This is a genomic window from Enterococcus sp. DIV0901a (assembly GCF_051711525.1).
Taxonomy (GTDB): domain Bacteria; phylum Bacillota; class Bacilli; order Lactobacillales; family Enterococcaceae; genus Enterococcus_B; species Enterococcus_B faecium.
Window position 1 is genome coordinate 1,394,315 of record NZ_JBIOMW010000001.1, and the last position, 19,900, is coordinate 1,414,214.

General features: G+C 39.7%; 18 protein-coding genes. 3 read left to right on the forward strand and 15 right to left on the reverse strand.

Going from position 1 to position 19,900, the window contains the following annotated elements; all coding sequences use genetic code 11:
• Positions 1 to 25: 25 nt before the first annotated feature.
• The 11 genes from carB to IGL70_RS06715 all read right to left on the reverse strand — a co-directional run bounded on the left by carB (position 26) and on the right by IGL70_RS06715 (position 12,871).
• Positions 26 to 3,211 carry a carbamoyl-phosphate synthase large subunit gene (gene carB, locus IGL70_RS06665; protein WP_002288878.1) on the reverse strand — a complete coding sequence of 1,062 codons (3,186 nt, stop codon included), beginning with the start codon at positions 3,209 to 3,211 and terminating at the stop codon, positions 26 to 28.
• A 4-nt stretch (positions 3,212 to 3,215) separates the two neighbouring features.
• On the reverse strand, positions 3,216 to 4,292 hold the full coding sequence (locus IGL70_RS06670) for a carbamoyl phosphate synthase small subunit (RefSeq protein ID WP_002288877.1): 1,077 nt from the start codon (positions 4,290 to 4,292) through the stop codon (positions 3,216 to 3,218).
• Between the two features lie 4 nt (positions 4,293 to 4,296).
• A complete protein-coding gene (locus tag IGL70_RS06675) occupies positions 4,297 to 5,577 on the reverse strand; it encodes a dihydroorotase (protein WP_104873668.1) in 1,281 nt (426 codons plus the stop codon).
• Positions 5,578 to 5,595: 18 nt separating this feature from the next.
• On the reverse strand, positions 5,596 to 6,522 hold the full coding sequence (locus IGL70_RS06680) for an aspartate carbamoyltransferase catalytic subunit (RefSeq protein ID WP_002288872.1): 927 nt from the start codon (positions 6,520 to 6,522) through the stop codon (positions 5,596 to 5,598).
• Positions 6,523 to 6,534: 12 nt separating this feature from the next.
• Complete coding sequence (locus IGL70_RS06685; RefSeq protein ID WP_002288870.1) at positions 6,535 to 7,818, reverse strand: solute carrier family 23 protein; 1,284 nt, start codon at positions 7,816 to 7,818, stop codon at positions 6,535 to 6,537.
• A gap of 13 nt (positions 7,819 to 7,831) precedes the next feature.
• Complete coding sequence (gene pyrR / locus IGL70_RS06690) at positions 7,832 to 8,371, reverse strand: bifunctional pyr operon transcriptional regulator/uracil phosphoribosyltransferase PyrR (RefSeq protein WP_002295862.1); 540 nt, start codon at positions 8,369 to 8,371, stop codon at positions 7,832 to 7,834.
• A gap of 234 nt (positions 8,372 to 8,605) precedes the next feature.
• The gene (locus tag IGL70_RS06695) at positions 8,606 to 9,517 is read right to left on the reverse strand and encodes an RluA family pseudouridine synthase (protein WP_002295861.1); all 912 of its coding nucleotides are present in this window, start codon (positions 9,515 to 9,517) and stop codon (positions 8,606 to 8,608) included.
• Positions 9,514 to 9,978, reverse strand: a complete 465-nt coding sequence (gene lspA / locus IGL70_RS06700) for a signal peptidase II (protein WP_002306762.1) — start codon at positions 9,976 to 9,978, stop codon at positions 9,514 to 9,516. Before lspA ends, IGL70_RS06695 begins: the two co-directional genes overlap by 4 nt.
• 4 nt (positions 9,979 to 9,982) lie before the next feature.
• Positions 9,983 to 10,681: a CBS domain-containing protein gene (locus IGL70_RS06705; RefSeq protein ID WP_002295857.1), complete on the reverse strand. Its 699-nt coding sequence runs from the start codon at positions 10,679 to 10,681 to the stop codon at positions 9,983 to 9,985.
• The gene (locus IGL70_RS06710; RefSeq protein ID WP_104873667.1) at positions 10,668 to 11,054 is read right to left on the reverse strand and encodes a hypothetical protein; all 387 of its coding nucleotides are present in this window, start codon (positions 11,052 to 11,054) and stop codon (positions 10,668 to 10,670) included. The genes IGL70_RS06705 and IGL70_RS06710 overlap by 14 nt, the downstream gene beginning before the upstream one ends.
• A 146-nt stretch (positions 11,055 to 11,200) precedes the next feature.
• Complete coding sequence (locus IGL70_RS06715; protein WP_002295854.1) at positions 11,201 to 12,871, reverse strand: formate--tetrahydrofolate ligase; 1,671 nt, start codon at positions 12,869 to 12,871, stop codon at positions 11,201 to 11,203.
• A 182-nt stretch (positions 12,872 to 13,053) separates the two neighbouring features.
• On the opposite strand from IGL70_RS06715, the gene IGL70_RS06720 reads away from it, so the two are divergent.
• Complete coding sequence (locus tag IGL70_RS06720) at positions 13,054 to 13,287, forward strand: cold-shock protein (protein WP_002303804.1); 234 nt, start codon at positions 13,054 to 13,056, stop codon at positions 13,285 to 13,287.
• A gap of 98 nt (positions 13,288 to 13,385) precedes the next feature.
• Here the strand turns inward: IGL70_RS06720 and IGL70_RS06725 are convergent, their stop codons facing one another.
• A complete protein-coding gene (locus IGL70_RS06725; RefSeq protein ID WP_002295850.1) occupies positions 13,386 to 13,817 on the reverse strand; it encodes an EbsA family protein in 432 nt (143 codons plus the stop codon).
• Between the two features lie 78 nt (positions 13,818 to 13,895).
• On the opposite strand from IGL70_RS06725, the gene IGL70_RS06730 reads away from it, so the two are divergent.
• On the forward strand, positions 13,896 to 14,309 hold the full coding sequence (locus tag IGL70_RS06730) for a ribonuclease HI family protein (protein ID WP_002295847.1): 414 nt from the start codon (positions 13,896 to 13,898) through the stop codon (positions 14,307 to 14,309).
• A gap of 37 nt (positions 14,310 to 14,346) precedes the next feature.
• On the opposite strand, the gene IGL70_RS06735 is transcribed toward IGL70_RS06730, so the two are convergent.
• The 3 genes from IGL70_RS06735 to alaS form a co-directional block, all read right to left on the reverse strand.
• Entirely contained in the window at positions 14,347 to 15,495 is a 1,149-nt protein-coding gene (locus tag IGL70_RS06735) for a cation diffusion facilitator family transporter (protein WP_002295845.1), read from the reverse strand.
• A gap of 121 nt (positions 15,496 to 15,616) precedes the next feature.
• Positions 15,617 to 16,213, reverse strand: coding sequence for an ECF transporter S component (locus IGL70_RS06740; RefSeq protein WP_002295844.1), 597 nt, complete (start codon positions 16,211 to 16,213; stop codon positions 15,617 to 15,619).
• Between the two features lie 199 nt (positions 16,214 to 16,412).
• Positions 16,413 to 19,055 carry an alanine--tRNA ligase gene (alaS, locus tag IGL70_RS06745; RefSeq protein ID WP_002299704.1) on the reverse strand — a complete coding sequence of 881 codons (2,643 nt, stop codon included), beginning with the start codon at positions 19,053 to 19,055 and terminating at the stop codon, positions 16,413 to 16,415.
• Between the two features lie 387 nt (positions 19,056 to 19,442).
• Here alaS and IGL70_RS06750 point away from each other — a divergent pair, with 387 nt between their 5' ends.
• Entirely contained in the window at positions 19,443 to 19,874 is a 432-nt protein-coding gene (locus IGL70_RS06750; RefSeq protein ID WP_002295842.1) for a GNAT family N-acetyltransferase, read from the forward strand.
• The last annotated feature ends 26 nt before the right edge of the window (positions 19,875 to 19,900 follow it).

A 19,900-nucleotide genomic window follows, 5' to 3' on the forward strand; every position in this document is an offset into this window, starting at 1 on the left:
TTTTTGTCTTAACATGTGCTCGCCGTTAAATAGGGTTAGTTGAAAAAGCACGGGATTCCATCACTCGAACGATCGCATCTGCTGTGTCTAAAGAAGTAAACAATGGAATACCATGTTCAACTGCTTCTCTTCGGATGATGAAACCGTCTTTAGAAGCATTTCCCCGATCTTTATCAATCGTATTGACAACCACTTGTGTTTTACCATCTCTTATTAAGTCGACTACATTTTTTTCTGCTGCTTCCTCAGAAATTTTCGCTACTGTTTCAACGACCAGACCATTTTTTTCGAAATAAGCAGCTGTATGTTTCGTTCCTATCAGACTATAGCCAATTTCTGTAAAACGTTTAGCTAATTCTAGTGCTTCTTCTTTTGTTTCGTCCGCAATCGTAAATAATACGGCTCCATATTCAGGCAAGTGTAATCCAGAAGCTTCGAATGCCTTGTACAAAGCTTTGTCTAATTGTCTGTCAGATCCCATTACTTCTCCAGTCGATTTCATTTCAGGCCCTAAGTAAGTATCAACTTTCTGCAATTTCGTAAAAGAAAAGACAGGTGCTTTAACATGAACTTCTTTTGTTTCTGGATAAAGTCCGTTTTCATAACCAAGTGTCTTTAGTTTCTCTCCCAAAATAGCTTTCGTCGCAATTTGTGCCATTGGAATTCCTGTCACCTTACTTAAGAATGGAACAGTCCGACTTGCTCGAGGATTGACTTCGATCACATAAACCTCATTTTCATGGATGACAAACTGGATATTCATCATCCCGACACAATTCAAACCTAATGCTAAGCGGATCGTGTAATCTTCGATCGTTTTCTTGATCGATTCAGATAATGTTTGAGGTGGATACACAGCCATTGAATCCCCTGAATGGACACCAGCACGCTCAATATGCTCCATGATCCCTGGGATGAGTACTGTTTCACCGTCACAAATCGCATCCACTTCGCATTCACCGCCAAGCAAGTAACGGTCCACTAGTACTGGATGTTCTGGAGATGCTTTCACGGCATGTTCCATGTAATCTTCTAAATCTCGCTGGTTTTCAACGATTTCCATCGCACGTCCGCCTAATACATAGCTTGGACGAACAAGAACTGGATAACCAATTCTCGAAGCGATAACCACGGCTTCTTCTTTACTTGTAGCAGTATCCCCTAAAGGTTGAGGAATATCCAACTCTTTCAGCGCTTGCTCGAATAAATCACGATTTTCCGCACGATCCAAGTCTTCGATCGTTGTCCCTAAGATTTTTACACCAGCAGCAGTCAAAGGTTCGGCTAAGTTGATTGCTGTCTGACCACCAAATTGAACGATTACTCCTATCGGCTGTTCTAGCTCGATCACATTCATCACATCTTCGAAGGTCAATGGCTCAAAATATAATTTATCCGAAATAGAAAAGTCAGTCGAAACTGTTTCAGGATTGCTGTTCATGATGATTGCTTCGTATCCTGCCTGCTGGATTGCTTTGACAGAATGCACAGTCGCATAGTCAAATTCAACCCCTTGTCCGATACGGATAGGACCAGATCCCAGTACTAGAATTGAGGGCTTTTCTGATCGTGAACTTTCATTTTCATATTCATAGGAACTATAAAAATAAGGTGTTTTTGATTCGAATTCCGCTGCACAAGTGTCAACCATCTTATATACAGGAATCAAATCATTTTCTTTTCTCATCTGGCGAACGGCTTCTTCGTTTATTTCCCACAGCTCCGCCACTTTTTTGTCTGTAAAACCGTTTTGTTTCGCTGTTTTCAGTATCTTGTCATCCAACGGCTGCTGTTTCAACTGCTGTTCGATTTCTACGATATGCAACAGTTTATCTAAAAAGAATAAATCGATTTTTGTCAAATCCGCTAATTCTTCTATGGTGTACCCTCTTCTAATAGCTTCAGCTACATAAAACAGGCGATCATCTTGTGCTCGAACCACTTTTTGGATTAGGTCATCGTCCGTGATGTCTGCCAACTCAGGAAGTTCGATATGGTGTGTACCGATTTCTAAAGAACGCACAGCTTTCAATAAAGACTCTTCGATATTCCGACCGATAGCCATCACTTCACCAGTTGCTTTCATCTGCGTGCCTAAAAGCCGTTCTCCGTTTTCAAACTTATCAAACGGCCAGCGAGGAATTTTAGCTACAACATAATCTAATGCAGGTTCAAATTCTGCAAAAGTCGTTCCTGTAACAGGATTTTTCATTTCGTCTAATGTTAATCCAAGCGCTATTTTAGCAGCTAGCTTAGCGATCGGATAGCCAGTCGCCTTACTTGCTAACGCAGATGAACGAGAAACACGCGGATTGACTTCAATCACATAATAATTAAAACTATGTGGATCAAGAGCGAGTTGGACGTTACAGCCTCCCTCGATCTTAAGTGCTCGAATAATCGAAAGAGAAGCATCACGAAGCATTTGATATTCATGGTCAGACAATGTTTGACTAGGGGCAAATACGATAGAATCACCTGTATGGATACCCACCGGGTCAAAATTTTCCATATTGCAGACAACGATTGCATTATCAGCCGAATCTCTCATCACTTCATATTCAATTTCTTTAAAACCTGCAATACTTCGTTCAATCAAACATTGGGTAGCGGGGGAAAGACTTAATCCATTTTCTGATACGATACGTAATTCTTCTTCATTTTCACACATACCTCCACCAGTTCCGCCTAAAGTAAAGGCTGGACGAACGATGACAGGATAGCCGATTTTATTTGCAAAATCTACAGCTTCTTCTACTGTATTGACGATTTCAGACTCGGGGATTGGCTGATTCAATTCTTTCATCAACTGTTTGAATAGATCACGATCTTCTGCTTGATCGATCGCAGAAAGCTTTGTTCCTAGAAGTTCTATGTTCAATTCTTCTAAAATACCTGATGCTGCCAGCTCCATTGCCATATTGAGGCCTGTCTGTCCGCCTAAAGTTGGAAGGAGAGCATCTGGACGCTCTTTTCGAAGAATCCTTGATACAAATTCAAGTGTGATCGGTTCGATATATACTTGATCTGCCACTTCTTTATCCGTCATGATCGTCGCAGGATTAGAATTTACTAAAACCACTTCATATCCTTCTTCTTTTAAGGCAAGGCAGGCTTGTGTTCCTGCGTAGTCAAATTCTGCGGCTTGACCAATGATGATCGGACCAGATCCAATCACCATAATTTTCTTGATATCTGTACGTTTCGGCATCTGTTTACTGCTCCTTTCCTGCGTCCATCATTTCCATAAATTCATCAAATAAATGTAGTGCATCATGCGGACCAGGGGCAGCATCTGGATGAAACTGCACACTGAAAGCGGGATAATCTCTGTGTTTGACTCCTTCTACTGTTCCGTCATTTACTTCTACATGAGTTACGATGAGTTTTTCTGGATCAATCGTGGCTTCATCGACTGCATAGCCATGATTTTGAGAAGTAAAATCAATTCTTCCGGTCGCTACTTCTCGTACCGGGTGATTTAATCCTCGATGTCCGAATTTCATTTTATAGGTATCTGCACCGTTGGCTAAAGCAAATAACTGGTGACCGAGACAAATACCAAAAATCGGTACTTTTCCTTGGATTTTTTTGATCATTTCGATTGCTTCTGGCACATCTTTTGGATCACCAGGTCCATTCGTCAGCATGACTCCGTCTGGTGATAGCGCTAAAATCGTCTCGGCATCTGTGTTATAGGGAAGTACTGTGAGGTTACAGTTTCTTTTACTCAATTCTCGTAAAATACTATGTTTCAAGCCGAAGTCAATGACAATGACTTTCCGACCTGTTCCTGGACTTGGATAAGGTTTGTTAGTTGAGACTTGCTGCACTTGATTGGTTGCTAGAACGGTTGCTTTCAGCTGATCAAATGCATGTTCGAAGGAATCTCCAGCATCAACGATACTAGCTTTCATCGTTCCGACTTCACGGATTTTGCGAGTAAGGGCGCGCGTATCGATACCTGATATTCCAGGAATTCCTTTTTGTTTCAAAAATGAATCTAGCGTCATTTGGTTTCGCCAGTTTGAAGCTACACGTGCATGTTCTTTTACTACTACTCCTTTGCATGTTGGAGAAATCGATTCATAATCATCTCTATTTACCCCATAATTACCCACCATAGGATAGGTAAATGTAATGATTTGACCGTTAAAACTTTGATCAGTGATAGTTTCTTGATAACCAGTCATACTTGTTGTAAAAACGATTTCTCCGAAGACACTAGCATCTGCACCAAAAGCCTTTCCTTCGAAAACTGTTCCATCTTCTAATATAAGCAAACGTTCCATACTTTTATTCTCCCTTCTGCCACACAAGTTTTCCGTTGACAAAAGTCATTTGTGTTTCGCCTTTTACTTTCCAGCCGATAAAAGGTGTATTCTCCCCTTTTGATAAAAAGTCTTCTTTATCGATCGTGCAAGTTTGTGTAATATCAAAAACTGCTACATCAGCGGGGGCACCAACCGTTAGCGTTCCTGCATTCAAACCAAAAATCTCAGCCGGTTTAACTGCCAACCAATTGATCACTTGTTCCAACGTGAATCGACCAGTTTCTACAAAATGAGTATAGATCAGTTGAAACGCTGTTTCGCTTCCTACGATACCAAATGGTGATTTCATGAAACTTTGGCTTTTTTCTTCTAATCCATGGGGGGCATGATCTGTAGCGATGCAATCGATCGTACCGTCAAGCAAGCCTTCGATCAAAGCTTCTCTGTCCTCCCGTCCTCTTAGTGGCGGGTTCATTTTCCAAAAGCCGAAATCTTCGAGAATATCTTCGTCGATCAAAATAAGATGATGGGGTGAAACTTCTGCTGTTACGTGGATTCCTGCTTTTTTTGCGTCTCTGATTACACGGACACTTTCTTTAGTAGAAACATGGCAAACATGGTAATGAACACCAGTTGCTTCAGCTAGCAACAGATCTCTAGCAATTTGAGAAGACTCGGTTACGCTTAAGATCCCGGGAAGACCAAGTTCTTCTGCCTTCTTGCCAGCGTGCATAACGCCGCCAAATAATAAAGATTCATCTTCTGTATGGGCTACTAGGGCTTTATTGTTTTTTGCAGCTTCTTTCATAGCCAGATACATCGTCCCAGCTGTTTGGACACCTACACCGTCATTTGTGAAAGCAAAAGCACCTTCTTCAATCAGTGCTTCTTGATCAACTAATTTCTCACTTCGCAGATTTTCTGTGATTGGCGCATACTGCAATACCTTCACAACTGCATCTTTTCTAATGATGTCATATACTTGTCTCAGCTTTTCTGCCGTATCAGGTACAGGATTTAAATTCGGCATCGCGCATACAGTAGTGAAACCACCACGAGCAGCTGAGCGAGTCCCAGCTTCGATCGTCTCCTTGTATGTAAATCCTGGCTCTCTCAAATGAACATGGACGTCCACTAAACCAGGTGTGATCAATTGTCCCTTTGCATCAAACACTTCATCAAATTCGGCTTCTGAGAATCCTGTACCGATTGCTTTGATTCGCCCATCTTCTATCCAAATTTCTGCTGGTGTCGTCATATTTTTTCGTGTATTGATCTGACCGTTTTTAATGAGTGTTTTCATTTTTTCATCCTCCTATAATTACGCTTTTCCATTTAGCACTGCTTCTAAGATTGCCATTCTGACGAATACTCCATTGCTCATTTGCTGAACGATCCGCGACTGTAATCCTTCCACTAATGAATCAGCTAATTCTACATCGCGGTTAACTGGTGCTGGGTGCATAATGATTGCATGTTTTTGCAACTTCTTCGCACGCTCAACTGTTAACCCATGTTCCTGATGGTAGCCTTCTTTTGAGAAACTTTCTTTTCCATCATGGCGTTCGTGTTGCACCCGAAGCATCATCATGACATCAACTTGATCTAGTAGTTCATCCAATGGCATATAATGTCCGTACACTTCGAATTCATCGTCGTACCATTCTCTAGGACCTGAGAAGAATACTTGTGCGCCTAGACGTTTTAACATCTGCATATTGGATTTAGCTACGCGAGAGTGAGTGATATCACCTACGATGGCAACTTTCAGACCTTCAAAATGACCAAATTCTTCATAAATGGTCATCAAATCAAGCAAGCATTGGGTTGGATGCTGTCCGCTTCCGTCTCCTCCATTGATAATCGAACACTGGATTGTTTTACTTTGTATCAGTTCGTCATAATAGTTCTCATCACCATGACGGATAACCGCTACGTCTACGCCTAATGCTGACATCGTCAGTACTGTATCGTATAGTGTTTCCCCTTTTTGGACAGAGCTTGTGCTTGCTTCAAATTCAATCACTTCTAGCCCTAGTTTTTTCTCCGCTACATCGAAGCTTTTATGTGTGCGAGTACTATTTTCGAAAAAGAGGTTTGTAGCAAAGTACTGGCGCTTTTGCGGAGTCCAATTAGCACCTTGCTTGAATTCCTGCCCTCTGCGGATCAAGCCCATAACTTCTTGATCAGTAAGTGCCTCAACGGTCAATAAATGCTTTAAGCTGATACGTTCTGATTTGATGATCATAATGTTTCCTCCTTAGTTTTCTTCGCTTCGTGAAGTTTCTGGTAAGATAAGATTTAAAATGATGCCAAGTACAGTTGCTAATGCCATTGCCGACAATGTAAATGTGCCTACTTCAAAGACGAGTCCGCCAATTCCTACTACTAAGATAACTGAAGCAATCAACAGATTTTTCTTTTTATCAAAATCGATTTTGTTCTCGATTAAAATCTTCATTCCACTTGCGGCAATTACTCCAAATAAGATAAAACTGATTCCTGAGATGACTGGTCCAGGGATACTTAAAATCAAAGCGCTTAATTTTCCTACGAATCCTAAAATGACTGCAAATACTGCAGCTCCACCGATCACAAACACGCTATGGACACGTGTGATAGCCAGAACACCAATGTTTTCACCGTAACTTGTTACAGGAGGACCTCCGACAAAGGCTGCCACGATTTGTGCTAACCCATCACCTGTCAACGTCTTATGAAGACCCGGTTCTTCAAAGAAATTACGTTTAGTTAGTTTATTCAATACCATAAGATGGCCGATATGCTCTGTCATCGTCACAAAAGCGATGGGTGCCATTGTTGTGATTGCTCCAAGATATAGCTTTGGTTCATATTGTACAAAGGGAATCTCAAAGTTAGGAACAGCAAACCAGGCAGCGTCTACGATTGGCTTAGTATCCACGATTCCAAACAGCAAGGCTACGATGTATCCGCTAATGATACCTAGTAAAATCGGAATCAATCCGAGAAAACCTCTTAGCCACATGTTGAAGAAAATTGTTAATCCTAATGTGATCAGCGCTACAGCAATATACTTGAAATCATACGTGCCCTGATTATACATAGCATTTGTTGCTGCATTTGCCGCAAGTCCCAACCCGATAACCATGATGACTGGACCGACGACGATTGGAGGCAAGATTTTATCCAGCCATGCTGAACCGATCTTTTTGATGATCAGCGCAACAATCAAATAGACTAATCCAGTTGTGACTGCTCCTTGTGCAATCGCTGGATAACCATCTGTTTTCATCAAAAGCTGCATCGCTGCAATGAAAGCGAAGCTGCTTCCTAAGTACGCAGGTATCTTTCCTTTAGTAGTAAATAAGTACACCAATGTACCTAGTCCTGAACTGACTAGCGCAATACCTGGATCGATACCTACTAAGATGGGGACTAACACGGTTGCTCCGAACATCGTGAACAAGTGTTGTAAACTTAATCCTACCCAATGTCCTGGGGTTGGGCGATCGTGGATATCTAACACCACGTCATCATTATGAAATCCTTTTTTCTCCGACATGTTTCTCTCTCCTCTAATCTTCCTCTTTCAAAATCATGATGCGATCTTGTCCATCAAGCTCTTGCATCTCTACTAAAATCTCTTCCGCCCGAGATGTTGGAATGTTCTTCCCAACATAATCTGCACGGATTGGCAATTCTCGATGCCCACGATCGACCAGGACTGCTAATGAAATTTTTCTTGGTCTGCCAAAATCCATTACTGCGTCCATTGCTGCTCGAATCGTTCGTCCTGTATACAAAACATCATCAATCAAAATAACTTCTTTTCCTTCTAAGGAAACTGGGATGTCAGAAGAATGAAGTTCCGGTTCTTCTGGATTTTCTTTTTTGTCATCTCGGTATAAAGTGATGTCCAGTTCTCCTACAGGAATATCGATATCTTCTAGCTGCTTCAGGCGTTCGGCAATTCTTGATGCAATGTAGATTCCTCGTGTTTTGATACCTACCAATACGATATCTTGGATACTATGGTTTCTCTCGATAATCTCATAAGTAATTCGAGTCAATGCTCGCTTCATGGTTACCTGATCTACTACTTCTTTTGCTTGCATTTTCATTCCCCCTACTTTTTTGCATAAAAAAACTCCTGCCCTAAGAGGACAGGAGGAATGTTTAGACTGAGCGTATACTGATACACTGATAGCTATACTATGTCAATGAGCAATCTACTTATGGCGCACCATACGTATCCTTGCTCCCACCCTTCTTAGCCTCACGGGACTAAACTTAAAGGAATTCTATTAAGTTTTATGCTTTCGTTGTTAATTACTATACCGTTATCTAAATTAAAATGCAATGTTTTTTCTTAATTTTTCTAAAGTTTTTTCAAAAACTTCTGGAAGAGGTGCTTCAAAGATCATCTTTTCGTTTGTAGTCGGGTGCGTAAAACCTAACATTTGCGCATGGAGAAACTGACCATTGCCTTTCAAAGTTTTCTTCGGTCCGTATACTGGATCTCCAGCTAACGGATAACCGATATACTTCATATGCACACGGATCTGGTGTGTTCTTCCGGTTTCTAGTTTTAATTCAACCAGAGTAAATCCTTCGAAACGTTCCAATACAGTAAAATGTGTGACAGCCGACTTCCCATCTTCTCTTATCGCCTGCATTTTCCGGTTTTCCTTCGAACGGCCGATTGGCGCATTGATGGTTCCTTTTTCGTGAGGAATCTCTCCATGGACTAAAGCAACATATTTGCGCAAAGAGGTCTTATCTTTTAATTGCTGAGCTAATGATTCGTGTGCCTGGTCATTTTTGGCAACCATTAGCAGTCCGGAAGTATCTTTGTCGATTCGGTGAACAATACCTGGACGAATAACGCCGTTGATCGTAGAAAGATCCTTGATATGGTACATCAGCGCATTGACCATTGTGCCATGCGTATGACCTGCTGAAGGATGAACGACCATTCCTTGAGGTTTGTTTATCACCGCTACATCTTCATCTTCGTAAACGATCGTCAACGGGATATTTTCTGGGACCACATCTAATGTTTCTGGTTCGGGGATCAAGACAGTAATCTCGTCTCCTTGTTTTACTTTGTAATTTGCTTTGACTGGCTGTCCATTGACAGAAACCGCTCCATTTTTCAGCCACAGCTGAATTTGCGAACGACTGTAATCGGTGAATAAATTAGTCAATACTTTATCGATCCTACCAGATTCATGGTGAATCGTCGTTTTAAGTTCTGTCATTTTTTTCTTTGATCCTTTTCATCTAAAATAATATAAATTAATATACAAATCACTCCACATACAAGTGTCACATCTGCTACGTTAAAAATCGGAAAGCTCATAAAATCTGTCTGGAACATATCTACTACATAGCCAAGACGAATACGGTCGATAAAATTGCCAATCGCACCAGCTAGAATCAAACTCAATCCAATCATGAACCAGCGATTACCTTTTTCACGATTTTTAATCATCAATGTGAGAATCACAACGACTGCAATGAGTGTCACTATAGTAAAGAACCACATCTTCCCTTCTAGCATACTCCATGCGGCTCCAGTGTTTCGAATATGATTCAGTGACAAAATACCTGGTATAAGATTTTTCGTCTCTCCAAGCGCTAGATTATCAGTGATCCACCATTTGACCAACTGATCCACTCCTACTAGCAAAGCGCTGAATATCCAATAAATAATTAACAAAAAATCAATCCTTTTCTATTTGTTTATAAATATCACGAGGTCGTACGATCCCGAGCAGATTACCATCGGGATTCCCATCTTTAGTGATAAGTACGGCTTCCAAAGTCCCTTGCTCACGAAACATCGCTTCAACCTCGTAAATATGTGTTTTAGCTGGAACAAAATGATAATTTGTGTACTTTCCGTTTTGGATGATCAAATCCAACGCTCGTTTATTTGTTAAATCAACCGGACCTTTTTGGCTTTCTTTTGCTAGCCAAAACCCGATATTACGTAAAGTAATCAATGCTACAAATTTTCCTTTATTGTATAACGGAAATTGTGAATACCTTTTTTCTGCTACTATCTTTAACAGTTCAAGTAACGGAAGATCTTGTTCAAAACCTGTTACACGTTTTGCAAATCGAGGCAGCACGGTTTCAGGCTGAATCAGTTCTTGTTCGATCAGCTGGATTCGCTTGACTGTCCAATCATTTGGCTCTGCAATGACAAAATCGACTGCGATCCGATCATGGACGATCGCATTCCTTAACTGAGCAAGCTGTAAAAGATCATCTTCGTATTTTCTGATCATTAATTGTTTTCTTTGAGCTAGGCGTCTGACAAGTTCGGTAAATCCCATATTTCGTGCATTTCCCATCTCGTCTCTCATCCATTTTTCGATTCGATTGAAACTGATTAAAAAAAGATCAGAGTTTGCCATAACTTTCCTCCTTGATCAAATATGCCCGGTTTTTTATATAGAAAAAGAACGCAATCAACACAATAACTGCAAAAAAACTGAAAAATAAATTTTGTAGGAAAACGGCCCCCAACCCAGTTGCTAGAAATAAAAACGGATAGATTTGAAGAATCAAGTAATTCATTGTGATCACATAAGCAGGCTTTGCTTCTTTCACTGTATAAACGGGGCTTTTTAGCCAATAAAAGGTGACCTGCATCGTAAAGGGCACTTCCAGATCAAGCGTTATCTTTTGTTCATGACTGAGAACACTGCGTTTTTCATTGTTGATTCTTAATTGAATCGAGCTACCCATACCGTAAAAACCGGTTTTTCTTATAAATGTCGTTTTCATCATACCCTCCTATTATGCTTTAGTATAGCTCAAAATACAATAAAGAAAAAGAATGATCCTAGTGTAAACAAAATTAATTCCCTATCGTCTAAAAAAAGAAGCTGTAGTCAAAATACAGCTCCTTCGATGGTAGATTATAATCAAGCTTAAAACAATCCCAACACTTCTCCGTCATTTGTCACGTCCATATTCAATGCAGCAGGTTTTTTAGGCAAACCAGGCATCGTCATAACATCTCCAGTCAAGGCTACTAAAAATCCTGCCCCTAATTTTGGGATGATTTCGCGGATCGTGATGGTGAAATCTTCCGGTGCACCTAGCAGTGAAGGATCATCAGAAAATGAATACTGTGTTTTTGCCATACAAATCGGCAGTTTGTCCCATCCATTCTTCGTAAACTCTTCTATTTGTTTTTGCGCTTTTTTGCTGAAAACAACACCATTTCCTCCGTAAATTTTCTTGACGATTGTTTCTGTCTTTTCTTGTATCGTTTCTTCTAGGCGGTATAATGGCTTGTAATTAGCTTCTTTTCTATCAATCAATCGTACTACAGCTTTTGCTAAATCAACGCCGCCTTCTGCTCCATCTGCCCATACACTCGCTCTCTTGGCAAGAATCCCCTGATTTTCACACAAGTGCTCCAACAGTGTGAGTTCATTGTCTGTATCTGTTACGAATTCATTGATTGCGACGATCACAGGTAGCTGATATTGTTCCATATTACGTATATGGCGCTTTAAATTTGCAAAACCTACTTTCAAAGCATCAAGATTCTCATTTTTAAGTTCATCTTTTTTCATTCCGCCATGCATTTTCAATGCACGGACAGTGGCGACAATCACCACAGCATCCGGCGCTTTTTTCAAGTTAGGTACTTTGATATCTAAAAATTTCTCTCCGCCAAGATCTGCACCAAATCCTGCCTCTGTGACAACGTAATCTGCTAATCTCAATGCTGTCTTGGTAGCTAAAATACTATTGCAGCCATGAGCGATATTGGCAAACGGTCCCCCGTGGACAAAAGCTGGTGTTCCGTAAATTGTTTGTACAAGATTCGGCTTGATTGCATCTTTCAGCAGTAATGCCAGAGCGCCTTCTGCTTTCAAGTCTCCAGCAGTCACAGGCTGACGGTCAAATGTATAGCCGACAACGATCCTTGCAAGACGAGCCTTTAAATCTTCAAGGTCTGCCGCAAGACACAAGATAGCCATGATTTCGCTGGCAACTGTGATATCAAACCCATCTTCTCTTGGAACACCTTGGATTGGCCCACCCAAGCCAACAATTACTTTACGCAGTTCACGATCATTGAGATCGACTACCCGTTTCCAAATCACTCGGCGGGCATCGATGTTCAATTCATTTCCTTGATGAATATGATTATCTAAAAGAGCAGATAATGCATTATTAGCTGTTGTGATAGCATGCATGTCACCAGTAAAATGCAAGTTGATATCTTCCATAGGCAATACCTGTGCATATCCTCCGCCTGCAGCACCACCTTTGATTCCCATCACAGGACCAAGTGAGGGTTCTCGCAATGCAATAACAGATTTTTTATTGATTTTATTGAGCGCGTCTCCTAACCCTACAGTGATCGTTGACTTTCCTTCGCCAGCTGGTGTTGGATTGATGGAAGTAACTAAGATCAAATGCCCCTCAGCGTTATCCTTTGATCGATTGATTCCAGAAAAATTGATTTTCGCCTTATATTTCCCATACAGTTCCAAATCGTCTTCCTTAAGATCTAATTTACTAGCCACTTCAACAATCGGTTCTAGCTCTGTTTCTTGTGAAATTTGCAGATCATTCTTCATTTGATTACCCCTTTTCACGAACTTTATTCAACAAAATATCTTCTTTGTTAAGATATGCCAATTATACCTTTTTTTATTCAGAAAAAAAACATAAAATTACAGGTTTTTAATTTATTTGACGTACTTATAAATACTCTTTATAATGAAGGCTATGATCAGACTTTAGAAAGGTCGTGAGTGCTTTGACCACAGGAATTGTAAAATGGTTTGACAACAAAAAAGGATACGGCTTTATCAGTTATGATGACACAGAAGAAATTTTTGTACATTTTACTGCGATTGAAGAAGAGGGATTCAAAACTTTGGAAGAAAATCAAGTGGTCGAATTTGAGATCATCGAAGGGAATCGAGGAACACAAGCTGCCCATGTCAAGAAAGGCAACGTTCAGACTACCGATACTAGTATGCATGAATAGATAAACAAATAGAGTGAGACGCTAAACGGGATGAACCGTACGTCTCACTCTTTTCTTTTCCTGTAAAAATTCGTTTTTTTAGGTTCTGATTTTTAAAATTAGCTTTTTCTTTTTTTCGTATAAGGATAAGGAATTGATTCTGATTTGGGTCCGTTTTTTTCAAAATGATCAAAAAGGACTACTTGATCTTTTTTTCGCATCATGAAAACAGATGGGGCTTTCTCATCTTGCAACATCATTTGCACCCCAGTATTAGTTGGCGTCAAAGATCGAATCTGTCCGACAGATATTTCTCGGTCTTTCCAAAAAGCAGCATAACGTATAATCACAGAGTTTGATTTTAAAATAAAAGAACGCCGCAAACCTAGAAATAGAAAAACAAGAAAAATACCTAAAACAAAATTGCTTTTCCAATAAGGACCTGTGTTTTCTAAAGAAAGAATCAGACTAAAAAACAGAATGATCAAGGTCAATGACCAATAGATGATCGTATGTGCCAGTTCAGGCTGCCATCGAATATTTTTTTTCATTCTCTAACCTCTCACCGATTCAGTAATGATATAATCTTACCATAACATTAGTTTGAACAAAAAGGAGAATCTCTTTTTATGTTAAAAGTATACATTGATGCCTCTACAAAAGGCAACCCTGGTCCTAGTGGAGGTGGAATCTTGATTGTCTATCAAGGTAAACAAGAACAGCTATCTATCCCGCTTTCTATAGGGACAAACCATCAAGCAGAGTTCGAAGTCTTTTTAAAAACTTTAGAATTTCTAAAGAAAAACGACTTACAGAATGAAACGATTTTCTGTTTTTCAGACAGCAAAACACTAGTTTCTACGGTCGACAAAAACGCAACGAAGAACGAGCTCTTCCTTCCCTACCTTCAAAGAATCCAAGAACTTCTATCCGAATTTTCTTTATTGATCCTGCAATGGTTGCCCGAAAACAAAAATAAAGGAGCAGATAATCTTGCACGTCAGGCTCTCCATAAACAATTAAAAGAAAAAAAGACTCTTTAAATTAAAAACTTTAAGGAGTCTTTTTATAGTTTCTCATTTAATATAAAAGATAATTGTGATCAAACGTAATTTCCAATTGGTAATCTCCGATTTTTTCTTCTATTTGACTACGTAAGATTCTTTCTAGTTCTGTATCAACAAACTGGAATTTCTCAGGGACCACTACATCAAATTGCAGCGTTTTTCCTTGATGAATTACTCTAAAATCATGAATATTAAGCCCTGTACCTGTTTCAAGAAGAATTTGCTTTAACTGCCGCAAGATATTATAGTATTTTTCGTTATCAACAGGCATTGGATCCAAGTGACAGACAAGTTCCACATCCAAAGACTTTTTAAAGTCTTTTTCTATCAGATCAATAATCTTATGAGCCACATTCAAATTCATTGATTCATCTACTTCGATGTGGACTGATGCAAAGCGTTTATTGGGTCCATAGTTATGCACCAATAAATCATGATAGCCAAGTATATCATCGCAAGCATTTAAATGCTCTTCCATTTCTTCAATCTCTGCTGGCGTTGGGCGACTTCCTAATAGTTCGTATACAAAATTTCGAAGCATCGTCAATCCACTATAAAGGATATATAATGCTAAAGCAAAACCTATATATCCATCAATACGCCATCCAGTTACCCATTCGATTGCTGCTGAAAGCAATACAGCCAGTGTAGTAAAGACATCATTATAACTATCTGTTGCTGTAGCTCTCAATGTTTCAGAATCAATGGATTGCGCAATAACCTGATACATTTTGCCTTGTGCAAATTTCAAAAAGATGGAAATGATTAGGACAAAAAAGACGATGGGTGTTAAAGAGACATTTTCTGGATGGATGATTTTTTCAGCAGAAGACTCTAAAAATTGAAATCCTACATAAGTAATGATGATCGAAACAAATAACCCACTGATATATTCGAAGCGTTCGTGTCCATAAGGATGTTCCTGATCTGCTGGCTTTGCAGCAATTTTAAATCCGATCAAAGTCAATATGGATGAAGCAGTATCTGATAGACTGTTCACTGCATCAGCCATAATGGAGACACTTCCTGAAAAAAGCCCGATCATTAGCTTAGAGACAAACAAGATCAGATTCGTAACCAATCCTAAGATACCCGCTAGTACTCCTTTTTTTGTCCGCTGTTGCGGTATTTGTTTCTTTTTTTCTTCTTGTTTCTTAGCCAAGTTTTTTACCCCTTCTAGTTTGCTTGTTGCTCAGGTAAAAAGATGGAGAGGACGATTGTTTTCCTCTCCTCTCTTCCTTTTTCTATCTATCGTGCGTCCTATTACTATTAAAAGATGGTCATTATTCTGGTTTCAACGGTGTTGCTGCAAATAACGCTTTTGCTAGTAATGGTGTTATGATTCCCGCACCTATTGCTTCTGGTATCCCATTGATTGCTGCAACCCCTGCTAAGGTTTTAAATAAAAGAGCAGAATCTACACCATAGGCATCTGCCGTTGCACCTGTATAAAATAATCCCATGAATCCTAACACTAAGACTGTATTGACCAATGAACCCAGTACCCCTGCAAAGGCTGAGCTGATCGTTATTGATTTATTTTTTTGATAAATCCAGTGGAAAACCAAGCCTGCTACTAAGCCAACAAGTACTCTGGGAACTACCGAGATAATCGGATTCGTGAACACTAATGTATCAAATGGCGTTGTTGGCATGGCATAGGCACGAACAATTGTAGCGATTCCCCAAAACAAGCCAATCACCATGCCATCTTTTGGGCCTAATACTACTGCAGCAATAATTACTGTGATATGGATAATTGTTAAACTAATGAATCCTAATGGAATAAACCCCAGCCAAGGAACCATCGCTTGTACGATGATGATTGCTAACAAGATCGCACGTAAGACTAGTCGAAAGGTCTTATTTCTACTATTCATTTTTTCACCCCTTTTTATTTATACTAATCGTAAAAATTTCTGTCACTTTCGTCAACTAAAGACCATCCGAATCCGACCATTTGATTAGATGCGCCAGCCAATTGAAAAAAGTATGAGGGCAAGACTTGTTTGTCTTCGCCCCCATAATCATGTTTCGTTCAATGTTTGAACTTTTGTTTTTCTGTCAAACGTAAACGCCCTATTGTTGCGCAACCCATTCTTTCGCAGCTTTAAGTGCATCTGGAATACCAGCAGGATTTTTCCCGCCAGCTTGTGCCATGTCTGGACGTCCACCACCGCCACCGCCTACTTTCGGTGCGATTGCTTTAATCAAGTCGCCAGCTTTTAGTCCAGCTTCATTTGATTCTTTCGTCATTGCCGCTAGCAGACTGACTTTTCCTTCTTGTTCGTTTGCTAAAACAAGAATATCTGAAATATTTTTTTGTTTCCATTGGTCAGCTAATTGACGCAGCTGATTCATATCTTTCACTTTTACTTGTGCTGCAATGATTGTTTTTCCATTGATCGTTTCTGGATCTTTGAATACATCACCAGCTTGTTGATTCGCTAATTTGCTAGCTAATTGTTCATTTTCCTTTTGTAGCTCTCTTACTTGCTGTTGCAATTGTTCCGCTTTTGAAACAACTTCTTTCAATTGAGGTGATTTAACAATTGTTGCTACTTGTTTTAGTTGTTTTTCTTCTTCTTCAAGTAGTTCGTACGCTTCTTTACTTGTTACAGCCTCGATTCGTCGCACGCCTGCACCAATTCCTGATTCAGAAACGATTTTGAAGATTCCGATGTTTTCTGTATTTGCTACATGTGTGCCTCCGCACAGTTCGATTGACCAGCCGCCAATATTTACTACTCGAACGTCATGTCCGTATTTTTCACCAAACAAAGCCATTGCACCCATGTTTTTGGCTGTATCGATATCTGTTTCAATTGTTTCAACTGGGATAGCTTCCCAGATTTTTTCGTTGACGATTCTTTCCATTTCAGCTAATTCATCTGAAGTGATTTGACCAAAGTGGGTAAAGTCGAATCGTAAATGTCCAGGAGCGACTAAAGAACCAGCTTGATTTGCATGCTCGCCAAGTACTTCTTTCAATGCCTTGTGCAGTAGATGGGTTGCTGTATGGTTTTTGATGATCCGATTGCGCATCGATTGATCGATCAATAGATGATAGGTTTGTCCTTCACTCATTGGTGCTTTTACTTCTACGGTGTGCATAAATTGACCATTAGGCGCTTTTTGAACATCTGTAACAACTGCTACGATTTCGCCTACTTCATTCATGATCCATCCTTGATCCGCTACTTGCCCACCCATTTCTGCATAGAAAGGTGTTTGATCAAAGATCATTTGAGCTTCACCTTCTGCGACTTCATTCAAAAGAGACTCACCTTTAACGATGACCAATAATTGACTATCTGATTCTTGTTCTGTGTATCCAATGAATTTACTTTCTACTTTGATATCTGTCAATAAAGCAGATTGTACCCCCATTGATTTTTCAGTACTGCGGGCAGAGCGAGCACGTTCGCGTTGTGCATCCATTTCTTTTTCAAAACCAGCATGATCAACTTTCAGTCCTTCATCTTCTGCCACCTCTTCCGTTAATTCTACCGGGAAGCCATATGTGTCGTATAGTTTGAAGATGTCTTTTCCTGCTAGAGTCGTCCCGTTTTCGTTTTTTACTTCTTGGATCACTTGATTTAAGATTTCCAAACCTTCATTGATTGTTTCATTGAAACGTTCTTCTTCTGTACGGATAACTTTTTCAATAAATTCTTTTTGTTGAAGTACTTCAGGATAATAACTTACCATGATTTCCCCAACAACAGGGACTAAACGATATAAGAATGCTTGTTCAATACCTAATTTTTTCCCATGCATGACAGCACGACGAAGCAAACGGCGTAAGACATACCCTCTCCCTTCATTCGATGGCAATGCACCGTCGCCAATAGCAAATGAAAGGGCGCGAATATGATCTGCGATTACTTTGTAAGAAATATCTGTTACTGGGTTTTCACCATATTTTACTTGTTTGCTTAGCTTTTCTACGGCGTGGATAATAGGCATAAACAAGTCTGTCTCAAAGTTCGTTGGCGCATCTTGAACGATTGAGACCATGCGTTCCAATCCCATCCCCGTATCAATGTTTTTATGAGGAAGTGGTTCAAATGTGTTATCAGGCTTATGGTTGAATTCTGAAAATACTAAGTTCCAGATTTCTAAATAACGTTCATTTTCTCCTCCTGGATAGTTTTCAGGATCGTCTTCTGCTAAATCGTTATAAGCTTCTCCACGGTCATAGAAAATTTCCGTATCCGGACCACATGGGCCTGCACCGATATCCCAGAAGTTGTCTTCTACATCAATAATGTGATCTAGTGGCAGGCCAACTTCTTCATGCCAGATGCGTTTTGCTTCTGTATCTTTTGGATAAACTGTTACATAAAGTTTTTCTGGATCGAATGCCATCCATTTTGGATCAGTCAAAAATTCCCATGCCCAGTGGATGGCTTCATTTTTGAAATAGTCACCAATCGAAAAATTACCCAGCATCTCAAACATCGTATGGTGCCGTGCTGTTTTACCGACATTTTCGATATCATTTGTTCGAATAGATTTTTGGGCATTTGTGATTCTTGGATTTTCTGGCACAACTGAACCATCAAAATATTTTTTCAATGTTGCAACACCAGAGTTGATCCACAATAAGGTTGGATCGTTCACGGGGATCAAAGACGCACTAGGTTCAATCGTATGTCCTTTAGATTGGAAGAAATCAAGAAACATTTGTCGAACTTGTGCACTACTTAATTGTTTCATGTCATTACCTGCTTTCTATAAATTAAATACAAAAAAACACCATCACAGCCAAGGACGAAAACTCGCGGTACCACCTTGATTGCAATGATGTGTAATCATTACCTCTTAAACTCGATAACGCTGAGCTGCGTCGGTATTTCTACCAAAATAGAAAAAGGGAGCAATTTGATTAGTGACTATTCTTTTTTCAGCCAAGAAAGAATTTTCTGTGAGTCTTAAAAAACAAATCATATCCTTTTCGTACTTAATTAGTATACGCATTCTATTGATCACTGTCAATATCTCAATTTTTATTTTCATTTCCTTTTGGTCATACTCCACGATTTTTGGTACGATAAGAATAAAGGAATCAATACATCTCTGCTATTCATGACAAGGAGGAATATGATGAAAAAAATAGTTGGAGCGGATGAATGGATACGCGCAGCTAGCTGCTTTTTGAGATATCAAGTTTTTGTATTAGAACAAGGGATTCCTGCAGAACTAGAATTCGACGGAAAAGATATCCCGCAACAAACCTATTATCTATTTCTTGATCAAAAAAGACCAGTAGCTACTTTGCGTTATGAAAAGAAAACACCTACTTGCTTCAAGCCGGAACGATTTTGCGTAGCAAAAGAATACCGAGGAAAAGGGTTAGGCGGTCAGTTGCTTGAAGCTGCTGAAAAACGGGCGGTTTCAGAAGGTTGTCAGACTAGTTATGTAGTAGCTGAAATGACGGCTGTAGATTTTTATGAAAAACAAGGGTATCATACTTGCACAGAACCTTTTATTGAAGATGAAGTACTTTGTATCGGAATGGAAAAAAGTCTAGCTTAAAAACAAGAGATTGTGACACGCCTTTT

Excerpts from the sequence above, each read along its gene's own strand:
- carB (WP_002288878.1), bottom strand. The coding sequence starts at position 3,211 with ATGCCGAAACGTACAGATATCAAGAAAATTATGGTGATTGGATCTGGT.
- IGL70_RS06670 (WP_002288877.1), bottom strand. The coding sequence starts at position 4,292 with ATGGAACGTTTGCTTATATTAGAAGATGGAACAGTTTTCGAAGGAAAG.
- IGL70_RS06675 (WP_104873668.1), bottom strand. The coding sequence starts at position 5,577 with ATGAAAACACTCATTAAAAACGGTCAGATCAATACACGAAAAAATATG.
- IGL70_RS06680 (WP_002288872.1), bottom strand. The coding sequence starts at position 6,522 with ATGATCATCAAATCAGAACGTATCAGCTTAAAGCATTTATTGACCGTT.
- IGL70_RS06685 (WP_002288870.1), bottom strand. The coding sequence starts at position 7,818 with ATGTCGGAGAAAAAAGGATTTCATAATGATGACGTGGTGTTAGATATC.
- pyrR (WP_002295862.1), bottom strand. The coding sequence starts at position 8,371 with ATGCAAGCAAAAGAAGTAGTAGATCAGGTAACCATGAAGCGAGCATTG.
- IGL70_RS06695 (WP_002295861.1), bottom strand. The coding sequence starts at position 9,517 with ATGACAGAACTTAAAACGACGATTCACCATGAATCTGGTAGGATCGAT.
- IGL70_RS06705 (WP_002295857.1), bottom strand. The coding sequence starts at position 10,681 with ATGGCAAACTCTGATCTTTTTTTAATCAGTTTCAATCGAATCGAAAAA.
- IGL70_RS06710 (WP_104873667.1), bottom strand. The coding sequence starts at position 11,054 with ATGAAAACGACATTTATAAGAAAAACCGGTTTTTACGGTATGGGTAGC.
- IGL70_RS06715 (WP_002295854.1), bottom strand. The coding sequence starts at position 12,871 with ATGAAGAATGATCTGCAAATTTCACAAGAAACAGAGCTAGAACCGATT.
- IGL70_RS06725 (WP_002295850.1), bottom strand. The coding sequence starts at position 13,817 with ATGAAAAAAAATATTCGATGGCAGCCTGAACTGGCACATACGATCATC.
- IGL70_RS06730 (WP_002295847.1), top strand. The coding sequence starts at position 13,896 with ATGTTAAAAGTATACATTGATGCCTCTACAAAAGGCAACCCTGGTCCT.
- IGL70_RS06740 (WP_002295844.1), bottom strand. The coding sequence starts at position 16,213 with ATGAATAGTAGAAATAAGACCTTTCGACTAGTCTTACGTGCGATCTTG.
- alaS (WP_002299704.1), bottom strand. The coding sequence starts at position 19,055 with ATGAAACAATTAAGTAGTGCACAAGTTCGACAAATGTTTCTTGATTTC.
- IGL70_RS06750 (WP_002295842.1), top strand. The coding sequence starts at position 19,443 with ATGAAAAAAATAGTTGGAGCGGATGAATGGATACGCGCAGCTAGCTGC.